The sequence below is a fragment of the Mesonia oceanica genome (assembly GCF_902499555.1).
Lineage (GTDB): Bacteria > Bacteroidota > Bacteroidia > Flavobacteriales > Flavobacteriaceae > Mesonia > Mesonia oceanica.
In genome coordinates this window covers 219,582-238,357 of the sequence record NZ_CABVMM010000001.1, presented here as the reverse complement: position 1 = coordinate 238,357, position 18,776 = coordinate 219,582, and the positions used below count along the sequence as shown (strand labels likewise).

Annotated in this window: 17 protein-coding genes; 5 read left to right on the top strand and 12 right to left on the bottom strand. The window is 35.9% G+C overall.

What is annotated here, in order from left to right; genetic code table 11:
- Positions 1 to 5: 5 nt before the first annotated feature.
- Positions 6 to 920 (top strand): helix-turn-helix domain-containing protein, encoded by a 915-nt coding sequence (locus tag FVB9532_RS01155; protein WP_150543379.1) that lies wholly within the window; start codon positions 6 to 8, stop codon positions 918 to 920.
- Positions 921 to 1,079: 159 nt separating this feature from the next.
- Here FVB9532_RS01155 and FVB9532_RS01150 read toward each other — a convergent pair whose 3' ends face one another.
- From FVB9532_RS01150 to gdhA, 10 genes are all read right to left on the bottom strand, one after another.
- On the bottom strand, positions 1,080 to 1,874 hold the full coding sequence (locus FVB9532_RS01150) for a TspO-related membrane protein (RefSeq protein WP_150543378.1): 795 nt from the start codon (positions 1,872 to 1,874) through the stop codon (positions 1,080 to 1,082).
- Between the two features lie 145 nt (positions 1,875 to 2,019).
- The gene (gene pdeM / locus FVB9532_RS01145; RefSeq protein WP_150543377.1) at positions 2,020 to 2,652 is read right to left on the bottom strand and encodes a ligase-associated DNA damage response endonuclease PdeM; all 633 of its coding nucleotides are present in this window, start codon (positions 2,650 to 2,652) and stop codon (positions 2,020 to 2,022) included.
- Positions 2,653 to 3,108 (bottom strand): protease complex subunit PrcB family protein, encoded by a 456-nt coding sequence (locus tag FVB9532_RS01140; protein WP_150543376.1) that lies wholly within the window; start codon positions 3,106 to 3,108, stop codon positions 2,653 to 2,655. It abuts the gene before it with no gap.
- A 250-nt stretch (positions 3,109 to 3,358) separates the two neighbouring features.
- A complete protein-coding gene (locus FVB9532_RS01135) occupies positions 3,359 to 5,839 on the bottom strand; it encodes a ligase-associated DNA damage response DEXH box helicase (RefSeq protein WP_150543375.1) in 2,481 nt (826 codons plus the stop codon).
- 151 nt (positions 5,840 to 5,990) lie between these two features.
- Positions 5,991 to 6,353, bottom strand: a complete 363-nt coding sequence (locus FVB9532_RS01130; protein ID WP_150543374.1) for an endonuclease domain-containing protein — start codon at positions 6,351 to 6,353, stop codon at positions 5,991 to 5,993.
- A 105-nt stretch (positions 6,354 to 6,458) separates the two neighbouring features.
- Entirely contained in the window at positions 6,459 to 8,054 is a 1,596-nt protein-coding gene (locus FVB9532_RS01125; RefSeq protein ID WP_150543373.1) for an ATP-dependent DNA ligase, read from the bottom strand.
- Positions 8,055 to 9,074, bottom strand: a complete 1,020-nt coding sequence (locus tag FVB9532_RS01120; protein ID WP_150543372.1) for a ligase-associated DNA damage response exonuclease — start codon at positions 9,072 to 9,074, stop codon at positions 8,055 to 8,057.
- A 221-nt stretch (positions 9,075 to 9,295) separates the two neighbouring features.
- Complete coding sequence (gene recO / locus FVB9532_RS01115) at positions 9,296 to 10,012, bottom strand: DNA repair protein RecO (protein WP_150543371.1); 717 nt, start codon at positions 10,010 to 10,012, stop codon at positions 9,296 to 9,298.
- Entirely contained in the window at positions 10,012 to 12,318 is a 2,307-nt protein-coding gene (porZ, locus tag FVB9532_RS01110; protein ID WP_150543370.1) for a type IX secretion system anionic LPS delivery protein PorZ, read from the bottom strand. The genes recO and porZ overlap by 1 nt, the downstream gene beginning before the upstream one ends.
- 136 nt (positions 12,319 to 12,454) lie before the next feature.
- Positions 12,455 to 13,798: an NADP-specific glutamate dehydrogenase gene (gene gdhA, locus FVB9532_RS01105; protein WP_150543369.1), complete on the bottom strand. Its 1,344-nt coding sequence runs from the start codon at positions 13,796 to 13,798 to the stop codon at positions 12,455 to 12,457.
- Between the two features lie 210 nt (positions 13,799 to 14,008).
- Between gdhA and FVB9532_RS01100 the strand changes: the two genes are divergently transcribed.
- Entirely contained in the window at positions 14,009 to 14,791 is a 783-nt protein-coding gene (locus FVB9532_RS01100; protein ID WP_150543368.1) for a THC0290_0291 family protein, read from the top strand.
- Between the two features lie 76 nt (positions 14,792 to 14,867).
- Here the strand turns inward: FVB9532_RS01100 and FVB9532_RS01095 are convergent, their stop codons facing one another.
- Positions 14,868 to 16,010 carry a cystathionine gamma-synthase gene (locus tag FVB9532_RS01095; protein ID WP_150543367.1) on the bottom strand — a complete coding sequence of 381 codons (1,143 nt, stop codon included), beginning with the start codon at positions 16,008 to 16,010 and terminating at the stop codon, positions 14,868 to 14,870.
- A 223-nt stretch (positions 16,011 to 16,233) separates the two neighbouring features.
- Between FVB9532_RS01095 and FVB9532_RS01090 the strand changes: the two genes are divergently transcribed.
- From FVB9532_RS01090 to FVB9532_RS01080, 3 genes are read left to right on the top strand one after another with little or no spacing between them, the layout of a single operon-like run.
- Positions 16,234 to 17,028, top strand: a complete 795-nt coding sequence (locus tag FVB9532_RS01090; protein WP_150543366.1) for a PdaC/RsiV family protein — start codon at positions 16,234 to 16,236, stop codon at positions 17,026 to 17,028.
- Between the two features lie 10 nt (positions 17,029 to 17,038).
- Positions 17,039 to 17,392 (top strand): arsenate reductase family protein, encoded by a 354-nt coding sequence (locus FVB9532_RS01085; RefSeq protein ID WP_150543365.1) that lies wholly within the window; start codon positions 17,039 to 17,041, stop codon positions 17,390 to 17,392.
- Complete coding sequence (locus FVB9532_RS01080; RefSeq protein ID WP_150543364.1) at positions 17,385 to 18,287, top strand: DMT family transporter; 903 nt, start codon at positions 17,385 to 17,387, stop codon at positions 18,285 to 18,287. Before FVB9532_RS01085 ends, FVB9532_RS01080 begins: the two co-directional genes overlap by 8 nt.
- Here the strand turns inward: FVB9532_RS01080 and FVB9532_RS01075 are convergent.
- The gene (locus FVB9532_RS01075) at positions 18,265 to 18,756 is read right to left on the bottom strand and encodes an acyl-CoA thioesterase (protein WP_150543363.1); all 492 of its coding nucleotides are present in this window, start codon (positions 18,754 to 18,756) and stop codon (positions 18,265 to 18,267) included. The two genes, FVB9532_RS01080 and FVB9532_RS01075, sit on opposite strands and share 23 nt — an antisense overlap.
- Positions 18,757 to 18,776 lie beyond the last annotated feature (20 nt).

Sequence of the window (18,776 nt, the reverse complement as noted above, 5' to 3'; positions counted from 1 at the left end):
AAAAAATGAAAAACCTATTTCGATTTAAATCTGTTAGCGAATTTCATAGCTATAGCAACTTACCCAAACCCGAGCATCCCTTGATTAGTTTAATTGATTATAGTAAAGTTAGCTACCCAACAGATGTCGGTGAAATTAAGTGGATACAAGATTTTTATTCTATAGGTTTAAAGCGAAATGTAAGCGAAAAGTTTAATTACGGACAGCAAAACTATGATTTTGATGAAGGGGTATTGTCTTTCGTGGCACCCCAACAAACCCTGAACATACAAATAAATCAAGCTGTAAAAGCAAATGCATCGGGGTGGTTAGTATTGATCCACCCCGATTTTTTATGGAACACGCCCTTGGCAACATCCATTAAAAATTACGCCTTCTTTGGTTATGCCGTTAATGAGGCGTTATTTTTATCAGAAAAAGAAGAAACTAATATAGTCGCGCTCTTTAAAAACATTCAAAAAGAATATCAATCAACTATTGATAAATTCAGTCAAAATATCATCATTTCACAGATTGAGTTACTCCTGAATTATGCTGAACGTTATTACGAAAGACAATTTATAACAAGAAAGATCACCAATCACCATATCCTTACCAAATTGGAAAAACGCTTAGATTACTATTTCAACAACTCGGAGGTGGCAGCGAATGGAATTCCGACGGTGAGCCAGATTGCAAATGATTTAAATCTTTCTCCTAACTATTTAAGCAGTACGTTAAAAATAATCAGCGGACAAAGCACACAGCAACACATTCAGAACAAATTAATTGAAAAAGCTAAAGAAAAATTATCGACTACAACCCTAAGTATCAGCGAAATTGCTTTTGAATTAGGCTTTGAGCACTCTGCTTCTTTCAGTAAATTATTCAAGAAGAAAACCGATAGTTCTCCTATAGAGTTTAGACAGTCTTTTAATTGAGTAAAAAACACCCTAGCTATCAGCAAAAAAAGACTTCAAAATTCAGGATTAAAAGTTAACCTTTTTAATCCTGATTCCTGATTCTCTCATCTTGATTCTATTTTCTAACAGTGAAGCGATCTAAACTTTAAAATCGAATAGGCAAAGCTGGTCTAAAATCTAATTCTTGTTCATCATTCGATATATTGAGTTTTGCTTTCGGTTAATAAAACCGTGATAAGCAGCGTTAAGACCGATTAAAATAGCGCCACCCAAGGCAACGTAAGCGATTAAAGTTTGGTCTTCAGAATGCCGCATATAAATGGCAAACAACGCCCATATCCCAACGACTGCGAACTCCCGCATACATCGGGTATAAATCATTACAATATTCAAAATCGCAGCGACTACAATCATTATAATCGTCCATTGTACTTCAGAGAAAATGCCTCCCTTCCATCCAATTTTAGCTAAATAGGCGGCGATATTCGCAATGGTCGCCACAGCAATCCATCCTGAATACAAACAAATAGGCCACCAGCTAAAAGCGATGATCTTTAAAGGCGCATCCCAACGTTCCATATTGGTATTTAGGATAATTTTGATGAGCGAAAACAAAATCAACAACATCAAAAAGATGGATAAGCCTGTGTATTCATACAACCAAACAATCACCCATACAGCATTGGCAAGATTGGCTATAATAAACCAAAACTTTGTTTGCTGAAGAAACTGCAAATCGGTTTTTGGGCCGAAAGCTTGATAAAGCTGGTATCCTGAAAATGCCAGTAATCCTAAGTAGATAATTCCCCAAATCGCAAAAGCATAATCGGCCGGCGTAAAAAGGTTGAAATATTCGTGACTTAGGCTGCCCATTGTATTTCCATTGAGCTTCACAGCCTGGGTATAATAACTCACAAAAAGCGTGATAACTACAGAAATAAAATTGAGAACAGCGAGCAGTTTTGGTTTCATAATTTTGATGATCAAGAGTCATTCTAAACCTGCCTACCGGCGAGACAGCTCTGGGATGGCTTAATTAATTCTTAAAATTAACTATTAACGAATTAACCCCATGTTAGCGTTAGGTTAAAGTTTATTCTGATAAAAATTAATTGTGCTAATTCACCCGAATTACTTCAGTTTTTGCACATACAAAAACCTGATCTTCGGCTTCGGGATTCATTAAAAAAGTACCGGTAAATTCACCGAAAGCGGGTAAAATGAGTTGATTTTTACTTCGGAAAAAGCATTTCAGTTTTAGATGTTGTTTGGCCAAACCTACCAATCGATATCCTGGATGAATATGTCCGCAGATATTAAAACTTCCTTCTTTTTCTTCAGGATGGTGCGTTAATCGAAAATTCTCTAGCCATAATTCCTGATAGATTTCAACGCCCAATTGGGTATAATGCAGCGGAGAAATAATATCGTGGTTTCCGGCGATCAGTATAATTTTAGCTTGTTGATTTTGAAGCCAGTTTTCGAATAAATTCCATTCTGCATTTAAAGCACTATGAAAAAGATCACCCAAAAAGATGATTTTTTGTGGTTGAAACTGCGCTACCGCTTGATCTAAACGATCAAAATTAGTCTGAATTGCGGTTGGTGGCACTGCGCTGCCGTGCTTTCGAAAATGAGAAATCTTTCCCAAATGCACATCGGCCACCAGCAAGGCTTTTTGCTCTTCCCAATAGGAAACACCACTGCATGCCAGCTGAAAATGGTTATTTTGAATTGTAATTAGAGACAATTACTCGGCTTCTTTGAATTTTATCTCTTGTTTTGTTTTAGGGATCGTTGCCAAGTAATAAGGCTGCGTCATTACCATAGTAGCCATCCCTTCCGGATGTGATTTTTTGATAGTGAAATACACCGTTCCGTTTTGAGTATAGGTTTGACCGATTTCTATTTTATGGCCCCCGGTTGTACGCTGTTGATCGATGATTGCGATTACATTTTGTTCGTCAAAATCTATTTTCGAAGCTTGATCCTTCTTAATTGTTTCATTGGCAGAATTTAACTTAAGCATAAATTCTTTCCACTCTGTTTCATTGGTGATAATGGTATTTTGTTGCCTTAAACCTTCGCTCCCACTACCATATAAATTACCTTCTGAAATTACTTTTGGTGCCATATGTTGTGTGGTTTTTGCTGAGTTACAACTAAAAAAAAACACAGCTAAACAGATATAAATAAAATTTTTCATATATATTTTTTTGAAATGCTAAGATAGAGCATTGGGACTTGAAATGTATTTCTCTTAACATGCTTTTTGCGTTAGGGATAGTAGTGGAAATCCCGCAGTAAGTTGTAGCGCTAGCAAAAACTTATGAGGAATTGTAACGAATAGCCCGACCCGAAGGGAAACGCCCAAATGGTTCACCCTTTACGTCATAAGAAAAGGGATACTTTATAAATTTCTATTTTTTAAGAGATTTCTAGTCTGCGTAGAAATTTTATTTTTCAAATTGCTTAAGCATACGCTGAATGCGATCTTCTAATTTTTCTGAAGAGAGCTTTTCACGCAAACGATCGGTAATGATGGGAAATGAAAATGGAGTGGGTTTTTGGCAAGATTTCCAAACGATTTTTTGCTGATGGATGCGCTCTAATGCTTGTCGCAATCTTCCTTCTTCCAACTGGTGCTCAAAAGTCTCCCTGAAGGCTTGCTGAAATAACAAATTATCATCTTCATAATCTCGAAATACATCAAAAAGTAATTGAGAGCTTGATTGCAAGTGTTTACTTTTGATCAATTTATTGGGATAACCGGTAAACACCAAACCGGCAATGACGGCAATATCTCTAAATTTTCGGCGTGCCATTTCTGTCGCATTTAAACTTTTGTAGAGATCGTCCATCAAAAATTTAGCAGAAAACAAATCGTTATCCAATAGCTGCTGCATATCGATTTCTTGATCGGAAAGCAGCTCGAAACCATAATCGTTAAAGGCTATACTAAAAGAAATAGGGGATAACAAACTTATGCGATACGCCAATAAACTGCCTAAAGCTTCGTGTACAAACCGACCTTCAAACGGATAAAAAATGGCGTGATAGCCTTCTCGTGTTTTAAAGGTTTCGATAAGAAATTCATTATGCTTTGGAATAATTGATTCTAATTGCTGACGCTCTAAAATTGGTTGAAGCGCTTTTAACTCTGGAGACTTCTCGACTCCGCTTGAAGTGACAGTGAAGCTTTCTGCGGCCTCATACAATTCTTCACGAAGCAATTCACTCATTTGCGCTGAAAATGCCATCCTACCTCCCATCCAACTCGGCACTTTAGCAGTTTTCTTTTTAGATTTTCGCACCAATACTTGCATTCCTTTAATGCGAGAAAGTTCTAAATTTCTACCGGCAAATGTAAATACATCTCCGGGTGAAAGTTTTGAAACAAACCATTCTTCTATCGTACCAATAAAACCTCCTTTCACATATTTTACGGTTAACATGGCATCACTTACAATGGTACCTATTTGTAAGCGATGACGCATCGCTACTCCACGTTGATTGACTTTAAACTTGCCGTCGTCTTCAATTTCTACTTTTTTATATTCATCATAGGTTTGCAGACTCTGACTTCCTTTCGTGATAAAATTTAAGCACCAACGCCATTCTTCATCTGTTAAGCCTTGAAAACAAAACGTTGACTTGATTTCAGGATAAATTTCTTTTGGGTAAAAACCATCTGAAACTGCTAAAGTGGTGAGGTATTGCACCAACACATCAAAACTTTGCAAGTAGGGAATTCGATCTTCTACCGCTTTTTTCTCAACCGCTTTCTGTAAAGCTGAAGCTTCAATCAACTCGATAGCATGCGTAGGTAAAAAATAAATTCTACTGGCTTTTCCCGGCTGGTGACCGCTTCTTCCTGCGCGCTGTAAAAATCGAGCTACCCCTTTGGGTCCACCAATCTGAATAATGGTTTCTACCGGTGCAAAATCTACTCCTAAGTCTAAACTCGACGTGCAAATCACCGCTTTTAAACTTTCATTTCTAATCGCTTGCTCTACCCAAAGTCTTGTTTCTTTATTAATACTCCCGTGATGCATGGCTACTTCACCTGCAAACTCCGGATACTTGTTCATTAATTTTTGAAACCACAATTCACATTGCGAACGCGTATTAGTGAATATCAATGTGGTCTTAGAATTATTGATGATGGGAACTACCTCATCTAGTAAATGCAAGCCTAAATGACCACGCCACGGAAATTTCTCCATTGACTCGGGAATAATCGATTTCACTTCAATTTTCTTTTGAATATTCGCTTTGATTAAGGTTGAATGTTGAAGTGCTTCGCTTTTTGCTCCCAACAAAACTTCTCGCGCCTGATCTAGATTGCCAATGGTTGCTGAAATACCCCATATTTTTAAATTCTTAGCGACTGTTTTTAAACGAGAAAGTGCTAATTCGGTTTGAACGCCACGCTTGCTTCCTAGCAGTTCATGCCATTCATCGACCACTATGGCATTTAGATTTTTAAAAAGCTTCGGGTAGTTTTTTGAAGAAAGTAATAAATGTAAACTTTCTGGAGTAGTAATGAGTAAATCAGGCATCGCCTTTTTCTGTGCTGCACGCTCTTTTTGAGAAGTATCACCGGTACGAATCCCAACCGTTAAACCTGATTGTGTTTCTTCTGCAAATCGAGAAGCGGCCTGTGCAATTTCAACAGAAAGTGCTCGGAGTGGCGTGATCCAAATGGCTTTTAAGCCTTTTTGGTGTTTGGTTTTATAATCCGGATTTTTTTTGAGGTATTCTAACACTATCGGCACCCAAAGCGCATAGGTTTTACCGCTTCCAGTAGGCGCGTTTAGGAGTCCGTTTTCACCTTTTAAATAAGCATCCCATGCTTTTTTCTGGAAAGGAAAAGGCTTCCAGCCTTGATTGGTAAACCAATGTTGTGCAATCGCTAAAAGCTCTTTCTTATTCATTTTAATTCATTATTTTACCCTTCCGTCTTCTTCCGCTATCGCTTCAAAAGTTACTTTTTAACCTTTCCGTCATTCCTGCGGAACGCCACCTTTCCTTATTAAGGAAAGGAACATTTTTGATCCCCTCAAAAAGGAAGGGTAAGGGGTGGTTTCATTTAAAATTATCATCAATTTCTTTTAATACCGAAGGTAAAAAATCAAATACCGTTTTATTTTCAAAACGTAATACCTTAAACCCTAACTCTTCTAACCGTTGATCTCGTTTTCTATCATTTTCTTCTGCAACTGCATTTTTATGAATTTCACCATCTAATTCAATAATTAATTGCTCTTGTGGACAATAAAAATCTACAATGAAATTTTCAATGCTATGTTGTCTTCTAAATTTTCTTCCTTTTAGTTGTCTTTTCTGTAATTGTTTCCATAGAAATGCTTCTGCAGGGGTTAAATTATTTCTTAATTCCTTACGGAAAGGTTCTAGATATTTTTTGTTATGTATGAATTTATTTTTCATTTGTAATTTTTCCCCTTCCGTCTTCTTTCGTTATCGCTTCAGAATCCTCCTTCACTAAATTAGAAAGGAACTTTTTAAATTTCCTCTCCTTTTTAAGTAGAAGTTTCACTTCGGAATTAAAGCTTTTAAATCTTCTAAGGTATTGGCCTCTTCAATTTTTTTATCGTGTCGCCAGCGTAAAATTCGAGGAAAACGAGTAGCCACTCCGCTTTTATGTCGGCTCGACTCGGCTATACCTTCAAAAGCGATTTCAAAAACGTGCTGTGGCGTTACGCTACGCACGGGACCAAAACGTTCTAAGGTGTTTTTTTTGATCCACGCATCAACTTTTCTAAATTCAGCATCGGTGAGACCGGAATACGCTTTTGCAAAGGTGACGAGTTCTTCTTTTTCCTCATCCCATAGCCCAAACGTGTAATCGGTAAATAAGTTACTTCGTCTTCCGTGGCCACGCATCGCATAGGTTAACACGGCATCAATGGTGAGCGGATCTACTTTCCACTTCCACCAATCACCTTTTTTTCTTCCGACGAGGTAAGGAGAATCCCAGCGTTTTAGCATTAATCCTTCAGATTTTACTTCACGGGATCGATCGCGTTCTTTAGCCACCTCATCCCAAGTTTGAAATGAAATCGTCGAAGAGATATGCAGTGGAATTTCATCTGAAGCAACATCCACAAAAAGTTGTTCTAATAACTCGCGGCGTTTTTGATAAGCTTTTTCTCGAATATCTTCCCCTTTCCATTCTAAAAGATCATAAGCTTTTAAAATAACTGGTGTTTTTTCTAATAGTTTCTTGGTGATATTTTTACGTCCAATTCTGGTTTGTAAGTCTTTAAACGTACCGATTTCATTCTTCGGAAAAGGTAAAATTTCTCCATCGATGACCGTCCCATCCGGAATTAGGTGGATAAATTTTTCGAACTCTGGATATTTATCGGTTACTAATTCTTCTCCGCGACTCCACACAAATAGCTCTCCATTTCTAATAATCACCTGTGAACGAATACCATCCCATTTATGTTCTGCCACCCATTCTTTTACATCACCCAATGTCTCGGGTTCATCTTCAATCGCATACGCCAAGTAAAACGGATAGGGTTTAGAGAGGTAGTCTTCCGGTTTTTCCTCCAGCACTAAATCGGTAAAAGTTGTAGTGGCAGGATCCCAATTTCCCATTAATTTATAAGCTAAAATATCTTCATCGATTTCTGTAGCTTTCAATAAAGCACGCGTCATTAATTTCTGACTCACTCCAATTCTAAAACTTCCGGTAATAAGCTTGGTAAATACAAAACGTTCGTAATAATTTAAGGTGAACCAATTCTCGTATAAATATTCTTTTTTCTCTTCTTCAGAACGAGGTTTTAGTTCAATCATTTCTTGTAGAAATTGATTAAGGCTTTTCTCTGAAGATGCGGAAGAAGGCGGAATCACTAGCGCAATGGTTTCGGCTAAATCGCCTACAATATGGTAAGATTCTTCAAATAACCACAACGGAATTTTAGCAAAAGTCGATGCCCACTGCCGCATTAAGTTTGTATTTACAGGACGTGGTGGTCTACGATGTGAAAGAATAGCAATGGTCCACACTTTATCTTTATCGCTAGCAGTTTTAAAATAATGCGAAAGCGCTTCCACTTTAAGCGTAGTTTTGTTGGTGCTATCTAAGGTTCGTATTAATTCTGCAAACTGCTTCATCTAACTTTCTTGTTTTTCTTTGCTATTCTCTTCTGAACTTTCTTCTTCATATTGGGTTTGCTCTGTTCTGGCATCATATCCCTGTTCAGCTAAAAAGCGGGAAAAAATATCAGTATAGCCGTGGGTACAAATTATCTTTTCTGCACCGGTGGCTTTTATAGAATTTAGTAATCCCTGCCAATCGCAATGATCGGAAAGTACAAAACCTTTATCAATAGCTCTGCGTCGCCTTGCGCCGCGAAAGGTCATCCATCCGCTTGCAGAAGCCGTGACATAAGGTACCATTTTCTTGATCCACGGAGAACCGTGAGCGCTTGGCGGTGCGATAACAATATTCCCTTTGAGGTCTTCTTTTTTTGTATCTCTTGTTATTTTTTCGGTGGGTGGTAAATCTGCTATTTCACGTATTACTTCGGTCATATTTTCGATGGCTCCGTGCGTATAAATCTTACCGACGGAAGTATCTAAATGCTTTAGCAAACGTTGAGCTTTACCTAAAGAATAGCCGAATAGAACTGAAGTTCTACCATCATCTTGATTTTGTTGCCACCAAGTATTAATATCATGAAAGACTTGTTCTTGCGGCACCCATTTAAAAGCAGGCAAACCAAAAGTGCATTCGGTAATAAACGTATGGCATTTTATTACTTCATAAGGTACTGCCAAACCATCGTCTTCTGTTTTATAATCACCGGTAAACACCCAAACTTCTCCTTTGTATTCTACTCGAATTTGTGACGAACCTATAATATGACCCGCCGGATGTAATGAAAATTTTACTCCATTGATGGTAAAAGTCTCATTCCACGCTTTTCCGGTGACCGAAATATCCCCCAAACGATGTTTGATAATGGGCACATTGGTATGATGCGTGATGTATTGCTGATGCCCCCACCTAGAGTGATCTGCGTGACCATGGGAAATGATAGCTTTTTTGACGGGTTTCCAAGGATCAAGATACACATCGGCGACTTCACAATAGATTCCTTTTTGATTAAAAACGAGTAAGGGTGTTTTCATATTTTGAAGGTAGCAAAAAGCCTTCTCAGATTTTGAAAAACGCTTAAATCTTAGCGGAATTTTAAGAGGTGTTTGCGTGAGGGATAACAGCCCCTTCGACTTTCCCTGAGGATAAACTTATCTTTTTTGCTTTATGAAAAACTTATCGACTCCGCTCGAATTGACAGACCTTCCAAAAGGCAAGTATACCAAATAGCCCGATCTGGAGGAACATACCTAAATTAAAATAGTTGGTGCAAAATATCTAACGAACGTGGTTTTTTAAAACCGTGTAAATGCAGTTCGAAATAGAGAATAAGCATTTCTAAAAAGTTTTTCCTTTTGGATTGGTTGAGCTTGATGGTTGATACTTCTTCATAATTGATTGATAAAAATTGTTTGAGTAATTCTGAATTTTCATTTTGAATACAATATTTGTTAGTATCATCTAACTGATATTCACCATCAAGTAAATTAAAATAGGGTAAATCTGGATCATATTGATGAGGGTAAAAGCCTAAAAATGAACTGAGTTTCACCATAAATAGCAAATGAAAATTAGCATATTTTTCGTTTTTATCTAACCATAGAAAGGAGTTTTCTAAGAACTGAAAAAGGGCTGCATTCTGCTCTTCTTCTTGAATGGCTTGGTTTAAAACTTCTGCTAAAAACATGGCAATAGAAGACTTGTAAATATTTGCGGTTAGAGTTTGGTATGCCGGATTTACTTTGGCTTCTCGAATGCTTTCTAAGGTGCCTTTATCTTTATGGTTTGCTTCTAAGTCTAATAACGTAAGCGGCTGGAACATGGAGGCACGAAGTTTTCCTTTTTTCGATTTTAGCACGCCTCGAACTAGGTAAGATTTGAGTCCGCTACTTTGAGTGTATGCCTTTACTATTAAATCTGCTTCACGATAGCGAAGGGAATGAATGATGATTGCTCTTGTTTTTACCAGCATTAACGAATGACCATAATTTTAGTAACCTGGGTTTCTAATTGATCTGCTGAAGTGATTAACACCATATACACTCCAGAAGCTACTTTGTGCTTTCCAAAAGCGCGCGTATCCCATTGTATGCTTCCTCCTTGGGAAACTTCTTCGTAAACCAAATTTCCTTCAATATCAGTAATTTTCACATTGGCATTTTCCATCAGGCCATCGATAGTAACCATTCCTGAATAATTTGGCCGTACTGGATTGGGGAAAGCGCGGACATTTTCTAAAGTTTCTTGGGAGCTTGTGGCAGTACCGTTGAAAGCTACAATTCCTTGTGGCGTTCCAAAATAAACTCTTCCGGAAGAACCATCCACTTCAATATCGGTTACTGTATTGGTGGGTAGAGGTGAATTTTTTGTGGTAAAGTTGTAAATGGTTTCTTGTCCATTAGAAGAAAGGTAAAAGGCTCCACTTTCAGTGGCAATCCATTTGTTATTGTTTCCATCGACTTCTATATCTGCAATACTTGCTCCTGCTAGCAGTTCTTGAGCAACTCCATCGTCATCTAAAATAATAATTTCTTGGGCTTGGGTATTTGGATTGGTAAACATCGATGATGGACTATAAAGTACGCGAAGTCCTCGTAAGGTTCCTATCCATAATTGATTATTATTATCTAGGGCTAAGGTTGTTATGTAATCATCAGATAAGTTTCCCTGGTTCTCCCCGCCAACTACTTTGGCAAATGTATTGGAAGAAGGTTGATAGCCAATCACACCGTACTCATAGCTTCCGAAATAAACATTTCCTGAGTTATCGATTACGATATCACTATACCCTAAATTTTCAGAATAATACTCTGGCTCTGGGATAGCTTCTGATATATCAAATATATTAAAAGTGCTATTTGCGGGAGAAAAATTAAAAAGTGCGTGTTGAACCCTAGATACATTCCCCCATAATATCCCGTTCCTGTCAAACGAAATTCCATTTACACGAGTATCATTGGAAAGAGGAGCTCCACCGTCAATTAATTCTTCAATAGGTGAATTATCTTGATTGTATAAATTTACAACTTCATTATCTTGAATTTGAAGCAATCCATCAATATAGGAGCTAATGAACACTTGATTAATATTATTAGGATTTATGGCAATGTTTACTAAACTCTCTGCATTAACTTCTTCAAAAGGAATATTTATCCATTCGCCATTTTCCAAATGGCTAATACCATAACTATCTAAAGGATAAGGATTATAAAATAAATCATAGTCTCCATAAACAACCCACAATTCATTAGGAATTGCTTCCATGTGAAAAACATTATTTCTTAAGGGGCCTATTGGACTCAAATATCGAGGTTCTGTAGTAGCGTTTATAAAAAAGCCTACTAAGCCTTCTTTGTTATCTCCTACAAATAATTGATCTTCCAGTAATACTGCGGAAGAAAAGTCAGGTTGGAAGTCTTGGATATTATTTAAATTAAAAGTTAAATTTAGGTTTTCATTATAGACTCTAATCCCTGTAGAAAATGTGATAACCAACTGATTATTAGAAACACTCGCATCCCTTATATTAATATTAAAGTTTTCTATTTGAGCACTATTATTCCCTGAAACTTTATAAAGATTATTATTGCTCCCTATAGCATATACTGCATTATTAAAATTGAAAATGTTTTTTATGCTAGATGGTGTTTGATTGGTCTGCTGCCATTGATTAAAATCTATTAAGTTAGGGTTATCTATACCGGCATATTTCACACTTCCTCCTTGTGTAGCAGCAAAAATTGTATTATTACGAACAGTAATTTCATTCACTTGAAGTTGTTCTCCCGCATTTCCTATAAAATAAGTATCACCAAATTCTAAGTTGGCTAAGTTATATTCTGAAATTCCGTAGTTAGTAGAAACTAAAAGACGTCCTTGATATTCATAAAAATCATTTATTCTTCTTTTATCAGGAGATACGGTCTCTTTTTCGGTAATATCAATTACTTGAAGTGCATTTCCTGAAGAAAATTGATAAATATTTATTAAGCCTGTTTGGTAACCTATTGCCAAAACATTATAATTAGAAGAATAATGTATGGCTGAAATTTTATCTCCCGCAATTCCCTGTACCGAAGTGATTTTTTTTACCTCTCCTGTACTTTTTTTATAAGTAAAAACAGCATTTTCTGCGGCGGCAAAAACGGTATTCCCTTCTGTATGAAGAGCTCTGATATTATAGTACGAAAAAAAATCTTCCCAATTATTACTATAGTCTTGCCCATTTACTGAAGAAAAAGTTAATAGGATTAAAAGAAATATATATTGAATTTTCATTAACTAAGCTTATAACCAATTAACCCATTATTTTATGGTTTATTGTTGAATTATTTACAAATATAATTTTATGCTTGGGTATAAAAAAACCACGATTTGAACAAATCGTGGTTTTGATATGATAATTAAAATTAGATTATACTGCTCCTTGTGCTAACATTGCATCAGCAACTTTAACAAAACCTGCAATATTTGCTCCTTTTACATAATCGACATGTCCGTCTTTTTCGCTTCCGTATTTCACACAAGCATCGTGAATATCGTTCATGATTTCGTGAAGTTTGTTATCTACTTCTTCTGCGGTCCAGCTATACCTTAAAGAGTTTTGAGACATTTCTAATCCAGAAGTTGCAACACCTCCCGCATTTGAAGCTTTACCCGGAGAGAATAAAATTTTAGCTTTCTGGAAAACTTCTACTGCTTCTGGAGTACAAGGCATATTCGCTCCTTCTCCTACTAACCTACATCCGTTATCTACTAATTTTTTAGCATCTTCTTTCTGCAATTCATTTTGTGTGGCGCAAGGTAAGGCTACATCACATTTCTCTCCCCAAGGAGTTTTTCCTTCATGATATTTAGCACCTGAATATTTTTCCAGGTATTCTTTAATGCGCCCTCTTTTTTCATTTTTAAGCTCCATGATGAAAGCAAGTTTTTCTTCATTTATACCTTCTTCATCATAAATATATCCGCCAGAATCAGACATGGTAACAATTTTTGCCCCTAACTGTAATGCTTTTTCTACCGCATATTGAGCGACATTACCAGAACCTGAAACCACAACTGTCTTTCCTTCTAAAGAATCTCCTTTAGTTTTAAGCATATTCTGTGCAAAATAAACGTTACCATAACCGGTTGCTTCTGGTCTAATTAAAGAACCTCCGTAAGAAAGTCCTTTTCCTGTAAGGATTCCGGTAAATTCATTTTGCAATCTTTTGTACTGTCCAAACATATAACCAATTTCTCTACCTCCAACTCCAATATCACCGGCAGGTACATCAGTATTTGCTCCAATATGTTTTGAAAGTTCTGTCATAAAGCTTTGGCAAAAACGCATTACTTCATTATCAGATTTTCCTTTAGGATCAAAATCAGATCCTCCTTTACCTCCACCCATGGGCAAAGTTGTCAAACTATTCTTAAAAACCTGTTCAAATGCTAAAAACTTCAAAATACTTAGGTTCACAGAAGGGTGAAATCTTAGTCCTCCTTTATAAGGCCCAATAGCAGAATTCATTTGTATTCTAAACCCCCTATTTACTTGAATATTGCCATTATCATCAGTCCACGGCACTCTAAAAATGATAGCTCTTTCAGGTTCTACCATTCTTTCTAACAACATCTTATTTTGATACTTTTCGTTTTCTTCAATAAAAGGGATAATAGTTTCTGCAACTTCTTCAACTGCTTGCATAAACTCAGGTTCGTTCGGATTTCTTTTCTTTACTTTATCTAGAAATTCCTGTATGTTTTTTTTCATAATTTTTTTCTAAAATATGGTTTCTATAAATTAAAAGTAAAATATCATTACAAATATATATTTTATTAAACAAAAGGGATTTATTTTTTACTTATTCTTAGAAATTTTAAGGTTTTTTAAAGATTTTAAAATTACATCATTATAGTAAACGAATAATTTCTTCCTAAACAATGTTTTTTTATATTTGCTTAAAAAAAATACCCTATATATATGAGAACCAATCATCTAATAACTGTATTTTTAGCCACCTTTCTGATTGGTTTTAATTCTCTGGCCCAAAACTTTTCCTCCGAACTAGGTGTGACGCTTGGCCCTGTTGCTTTTAAATCTGATTATGGCCTTGAAAACAACTCTAAAACGAACTTTGGAAATATTGGTTTTGGGATTGGTTTAATGTACTTTATCAACTTTTCTTACAGCCCAAATGGAGGATATACCAAAGACACCTATTTTAATGATCATTTTAAATTAAGAAACGAATTATTATACCATAAAACAGAACTTAATCACTACGGAAAATATGCAGAGAAAAATAACCTCCGCGGATTACAATTAAGATCCATGCATGGAGCAGCCAATGTTGTAGAATTGGGTTCTTTACTAGAATGGCATATTTTTAGTATACGTGATTTTGATTCAGCTTCGCTAAATTTTTCTCCTTATGTGAGCTTGGGGATACATTATGTATATTTTTCTCCTGAAGCAAGTAGTGATTTAGGTCCGCTTGGTGAAGTGGCAACTACTTATCCTAAATTTTTAAGCCCTGACCCTTCTAATCCTTATATTAATACAGATGACGGATCCACTTATTCCATTGCCTTTAGTGCCGGTTCACGTTATCGGTTAAATGATGTAGGAGATTTATTTGTAGAGGCTCGTTGGCACTATTATGGATCGGACTTTGTTGACGGCCTTGATCACGATAACCCAGAAAACAAAAGTAACGATTGGATGTTTTGGTTAAATGTTGGTTACATTTTCTATTTAAATTAAATTACTATAATTTTTAGAATAAAAAAGCTTCCGATAAAAACTGGAAGCTTTTTAGTTTATTCAGGCTTTATAAATTTTACCCTAAAGCCTGCTTTAAATCTTCAATTAAATCTTCTTCATCTTCAACGCCAACGCTTAATCTGATTAGAGAATCTACGACCCCGGTTTTTTCTCTTTCTTCTTTTGGGATTGATGCATGCGTCATACTTGCCGGATGTCCCGCCAAAGACTCAACTCCACCCAATGATTCAGCGAGCGTGAATACTTTTAATTTTTCAACAAAACTTACCGCTTCTTCTAGAGAATTATTTTTTGTGGTAAATGAAACCATTCCCCCAAAATCTTTCATTTGCTTTTTGGCAATTTCGTGATTAGGGTGATTTTCCAAGCCCGGCCAATACACTTTATCTACTTTTGGATGACTGCTTAAAAATTCAGCAACCGCTTTACCATTTTCGCAATGACGCTGAACTCGTAAATGCAGCGTTTTAATACCACGTAGCACTAAGAAGCTATCTTGCGGTCCGGCTACAGCTCCGCTCGCATTTTGAATGAAATACAATTTATCTGCCAGTTCTTTATCTTTCACCACCAAAGCTCCCATCACTACATCACTATGCCCACCTAAATATTTTGTGGCACTATGCATCACTAAATCGGCTCCTAAATCTAAAGGTTGTTGTAAGTAAGGAGTCGCAAAAGTGTTATCTACCCCTAACAAAACACCGTGCTTTTTAGCAATTTTCGCAGCTGCTTCAATATCGATAATATTCATCATAGGGTTGGTTGGTGTCTCTATCCAAATAAGCTTCGTATTTTCAGTAATATATTTTTCAATATCTTCAGCATTTTGCATGCCGATAAAGTTGAATTTAATTCCGAAATCTTTAAAAATACTGGTAAATAATCGGTAAGTACCACCATATAAATCATTGGTCGAAACTACTTCATCTCCCGGCTTCAATAATTTTAAAACAGCATCGATTGCGGCTAATCCAGAACCGAATGCTAAACCGTATTTGCCGTTTTCTATACTTGCCAATGAATTCTCCAAAGCACTACGTGTTGGGTTTCCGCTTCGTGAATACTCGAAGCCTTTGTGACCTCCCGGAGTATCCTGAGAATAAGTAGATGTTTGATATATAGGGGGCATTACAGAACCGTATGCAGGATCTGTATTTTCTTGTCCGCCATGAATTGTTTTCGTGTTAAATTTCATTTGTTTAAAATTTTGTAATTAACTGAAAAGTGAAAAAATTAATTTTTCACTTTCAAAAATTTGCATAAACAATTCACCATTTAGAGAGTTAATGATAAAACTTGTTTACGCGCATTTCATAATCAATTTTTTATTTTTGTTTTATCATAGCAAATGTACCATTCCGTTTGTGTTTAAACAAAAAGGCAGTATCTTTAATTTTGATGAGTAATTTAAATTAACTATGAAAAAATTCTTCGGCTTAAGCCTATTATTGGCAGTATTACTTTCTGCTTGTAAAAGCGATCCTAAAAAGGAAGAAATTGAAGTTTCTGATAAAGCAGAGACTTCTAAAGAAAAAATGCTTCAGCTAAATTCTGCTACTATTCAAAGTAATCAATTTGAAGTTTGCAAAGAAAACGAATGTCCAAAAGTTCAGTTGGATTATTTAGTGGCAAAAGGGGAAAATGCAGAAAAGATCAATGAGCAAAATGAATCCTATTTAATAGAAATTTTTAACTCTACACCCGATTCCACTTCAGTATTGACCCTAGAAGAAGCTGCTGAGAAGTTTATTGAAGACTATTTTAAATTCAAAAATGAATTTCCCGAATCGCCAGCTACTTACGAAGCTGAAATTTCTCAAGAAGAATTGGTAAAAAATGATAGCTTACTTACTTACAAAACTAAGTTTTATTTATTTACCGGTGGCGCACATGGTTATGGAGCGACACGGTTTTTAAACTTCAACCCGAAAAATGGGGAACGTTTGTCGAATGCTGATTTATTTTCTGATGAAAAAGCGTTTACAGACTATGCGGAAAAGAAATTTAGGGAAAAGTTTAAAATCACTTCAGAAAATATCAATTCAAAAGGATTTTTCTTTGAAGACGACACCTATAAATTACCCGAAAATATTGCTATTACTGAAGACGAAGTTTTACTCATTTACAATCCTTACGAAGCCGCAAGTTATTCTGAAGGACAATTAGAATTGATTTTGAATAAAAATGAAGTTCAGCAATTTTTAAACTATTAAACGCGATATCTTGAAAAAAGTATATTATTTATCTACCTGCGATACTTGTAAACGAATTTTTAACGAAGTAAACTTACCGGAAGAAGTCGAAAAACAAGACATTAAAACCGATGCTATTACTGCTTCTCAGTTAGAAGAAATGCATTCGCTCTCCGGAAGTTATGAGAGTTTATTTAGTAAGCGGGCACAACTTTACCGCCAACGTGATTTAAAAAATAAAGATTTACAAGAGAACGATTTTAAAGATTTAATTTTAGAACATTATACTTTTTTAAAGCGTCCTGTTTTTATCTTGGGTGGAGAAATTTTTATTGGCAACAGTAAAAAAACGGTACAAGCCGTGAAGGAGCAACTTCATGGATAAACGCATTCTCGCTATTCTCGCAGCTATTGGTGCAAGTACCATTTACGGAATAAACCACACGGTAGCCAAAGGAGTAATGCCCACTTATATTCAACCTTTTGGCTTCATTTTATTACGGGTTACAGGAGCTGCCATTCTATTTTGGTTGGTAAGCATTTTTAAACCTTGGGAAAAGATTGAAAGAAAAGATTGGCCCCGACTTGTTGCTTGTGCTATTTTCGGCATGGTGATTAATATGCTGTTTTTCTTTCAAGGACTAAATATGTCTACTCCTATTAATAGCTCTGTGATTACCACTTTATCACCGGTAATGGTCATTATTCTTTCTGCTTTTTTACTAAAAGAAAGAATAACTTTATTAAAAATATCAGGGATTATTGTGGGCTTAGCCGGAGCTTTATTTTTAGTCTTTTTTAGTAAAAACAGTAATCAAACTGCTGCTAATATTCCGTTGGGAAATTTATTTTTTATCGTAAACGCACTTTCATTTGGTGTTTATCTCATCATTGTTAAACCCCTGGCAAGAAAATACGATACCATTACTTTAATGAAATGGATTTTCAGTATTGCTGTCATCATCAATTTCCCCATTACTTTTTCAGAATTTCAAGAAGTGCAATGGCAAAGCTTACCTTTTGAAGCAATTTGGAAAATGGGTTTTGTTGTAGTAGGAACCACTTTTTTCACCTATTTACTCAACTTATACGCTTTAAAATACTTATCGGCCTCTACCCTAAGTGCATTTATTTATTTACAGCCACTTATTGCTATTTTTTATTCGATTACCACTGGAGCAGATACCTTAAATACGATAAAAATAGTTGCTGCAATTTTAGTTTTTGTAGGTGTTTATATGGTTTCTAAAAACCCGACTACGACAGCTCAGAAAGATTAATGCTTTGTGGCTTTTTACCATGACGTCGGGTATCTTCCTTGGTCAATACCTTAAAATCCTCTGTTTTTTCTAAATGGTCTAGATTTTCAATTAAATAGTCCGGTAATTTTGTTAAGCTACGTTCTTTTAAATCTATCCAAGAACCTAACATTTCGCAACTGGCACAATGTTCTCCTTTGTAGTTATAGATGTTATGCAAAAATTCAAAGAACATCCCGTCTTCCGATAAACCTTTTAATTCCAAGGTTACAGTTACCGGTTTTCCTGCCATCACCTCTTTAAAATAATAGATGTGTTCATAAAAAACTACTGGACCAATATTTAACTCGGCCAACTGTTTTTGTCCAAATCCATTTTCCATGAGAAAAGCCATACGGGTATGACTCATAAAATTCATATATGCTGAATTTGCTAAATGACGATTCGCATCAATATCACTCCATCTAATTTCAAATTCTTTATGGTACATCTTATCAAATTTTTGAAGTA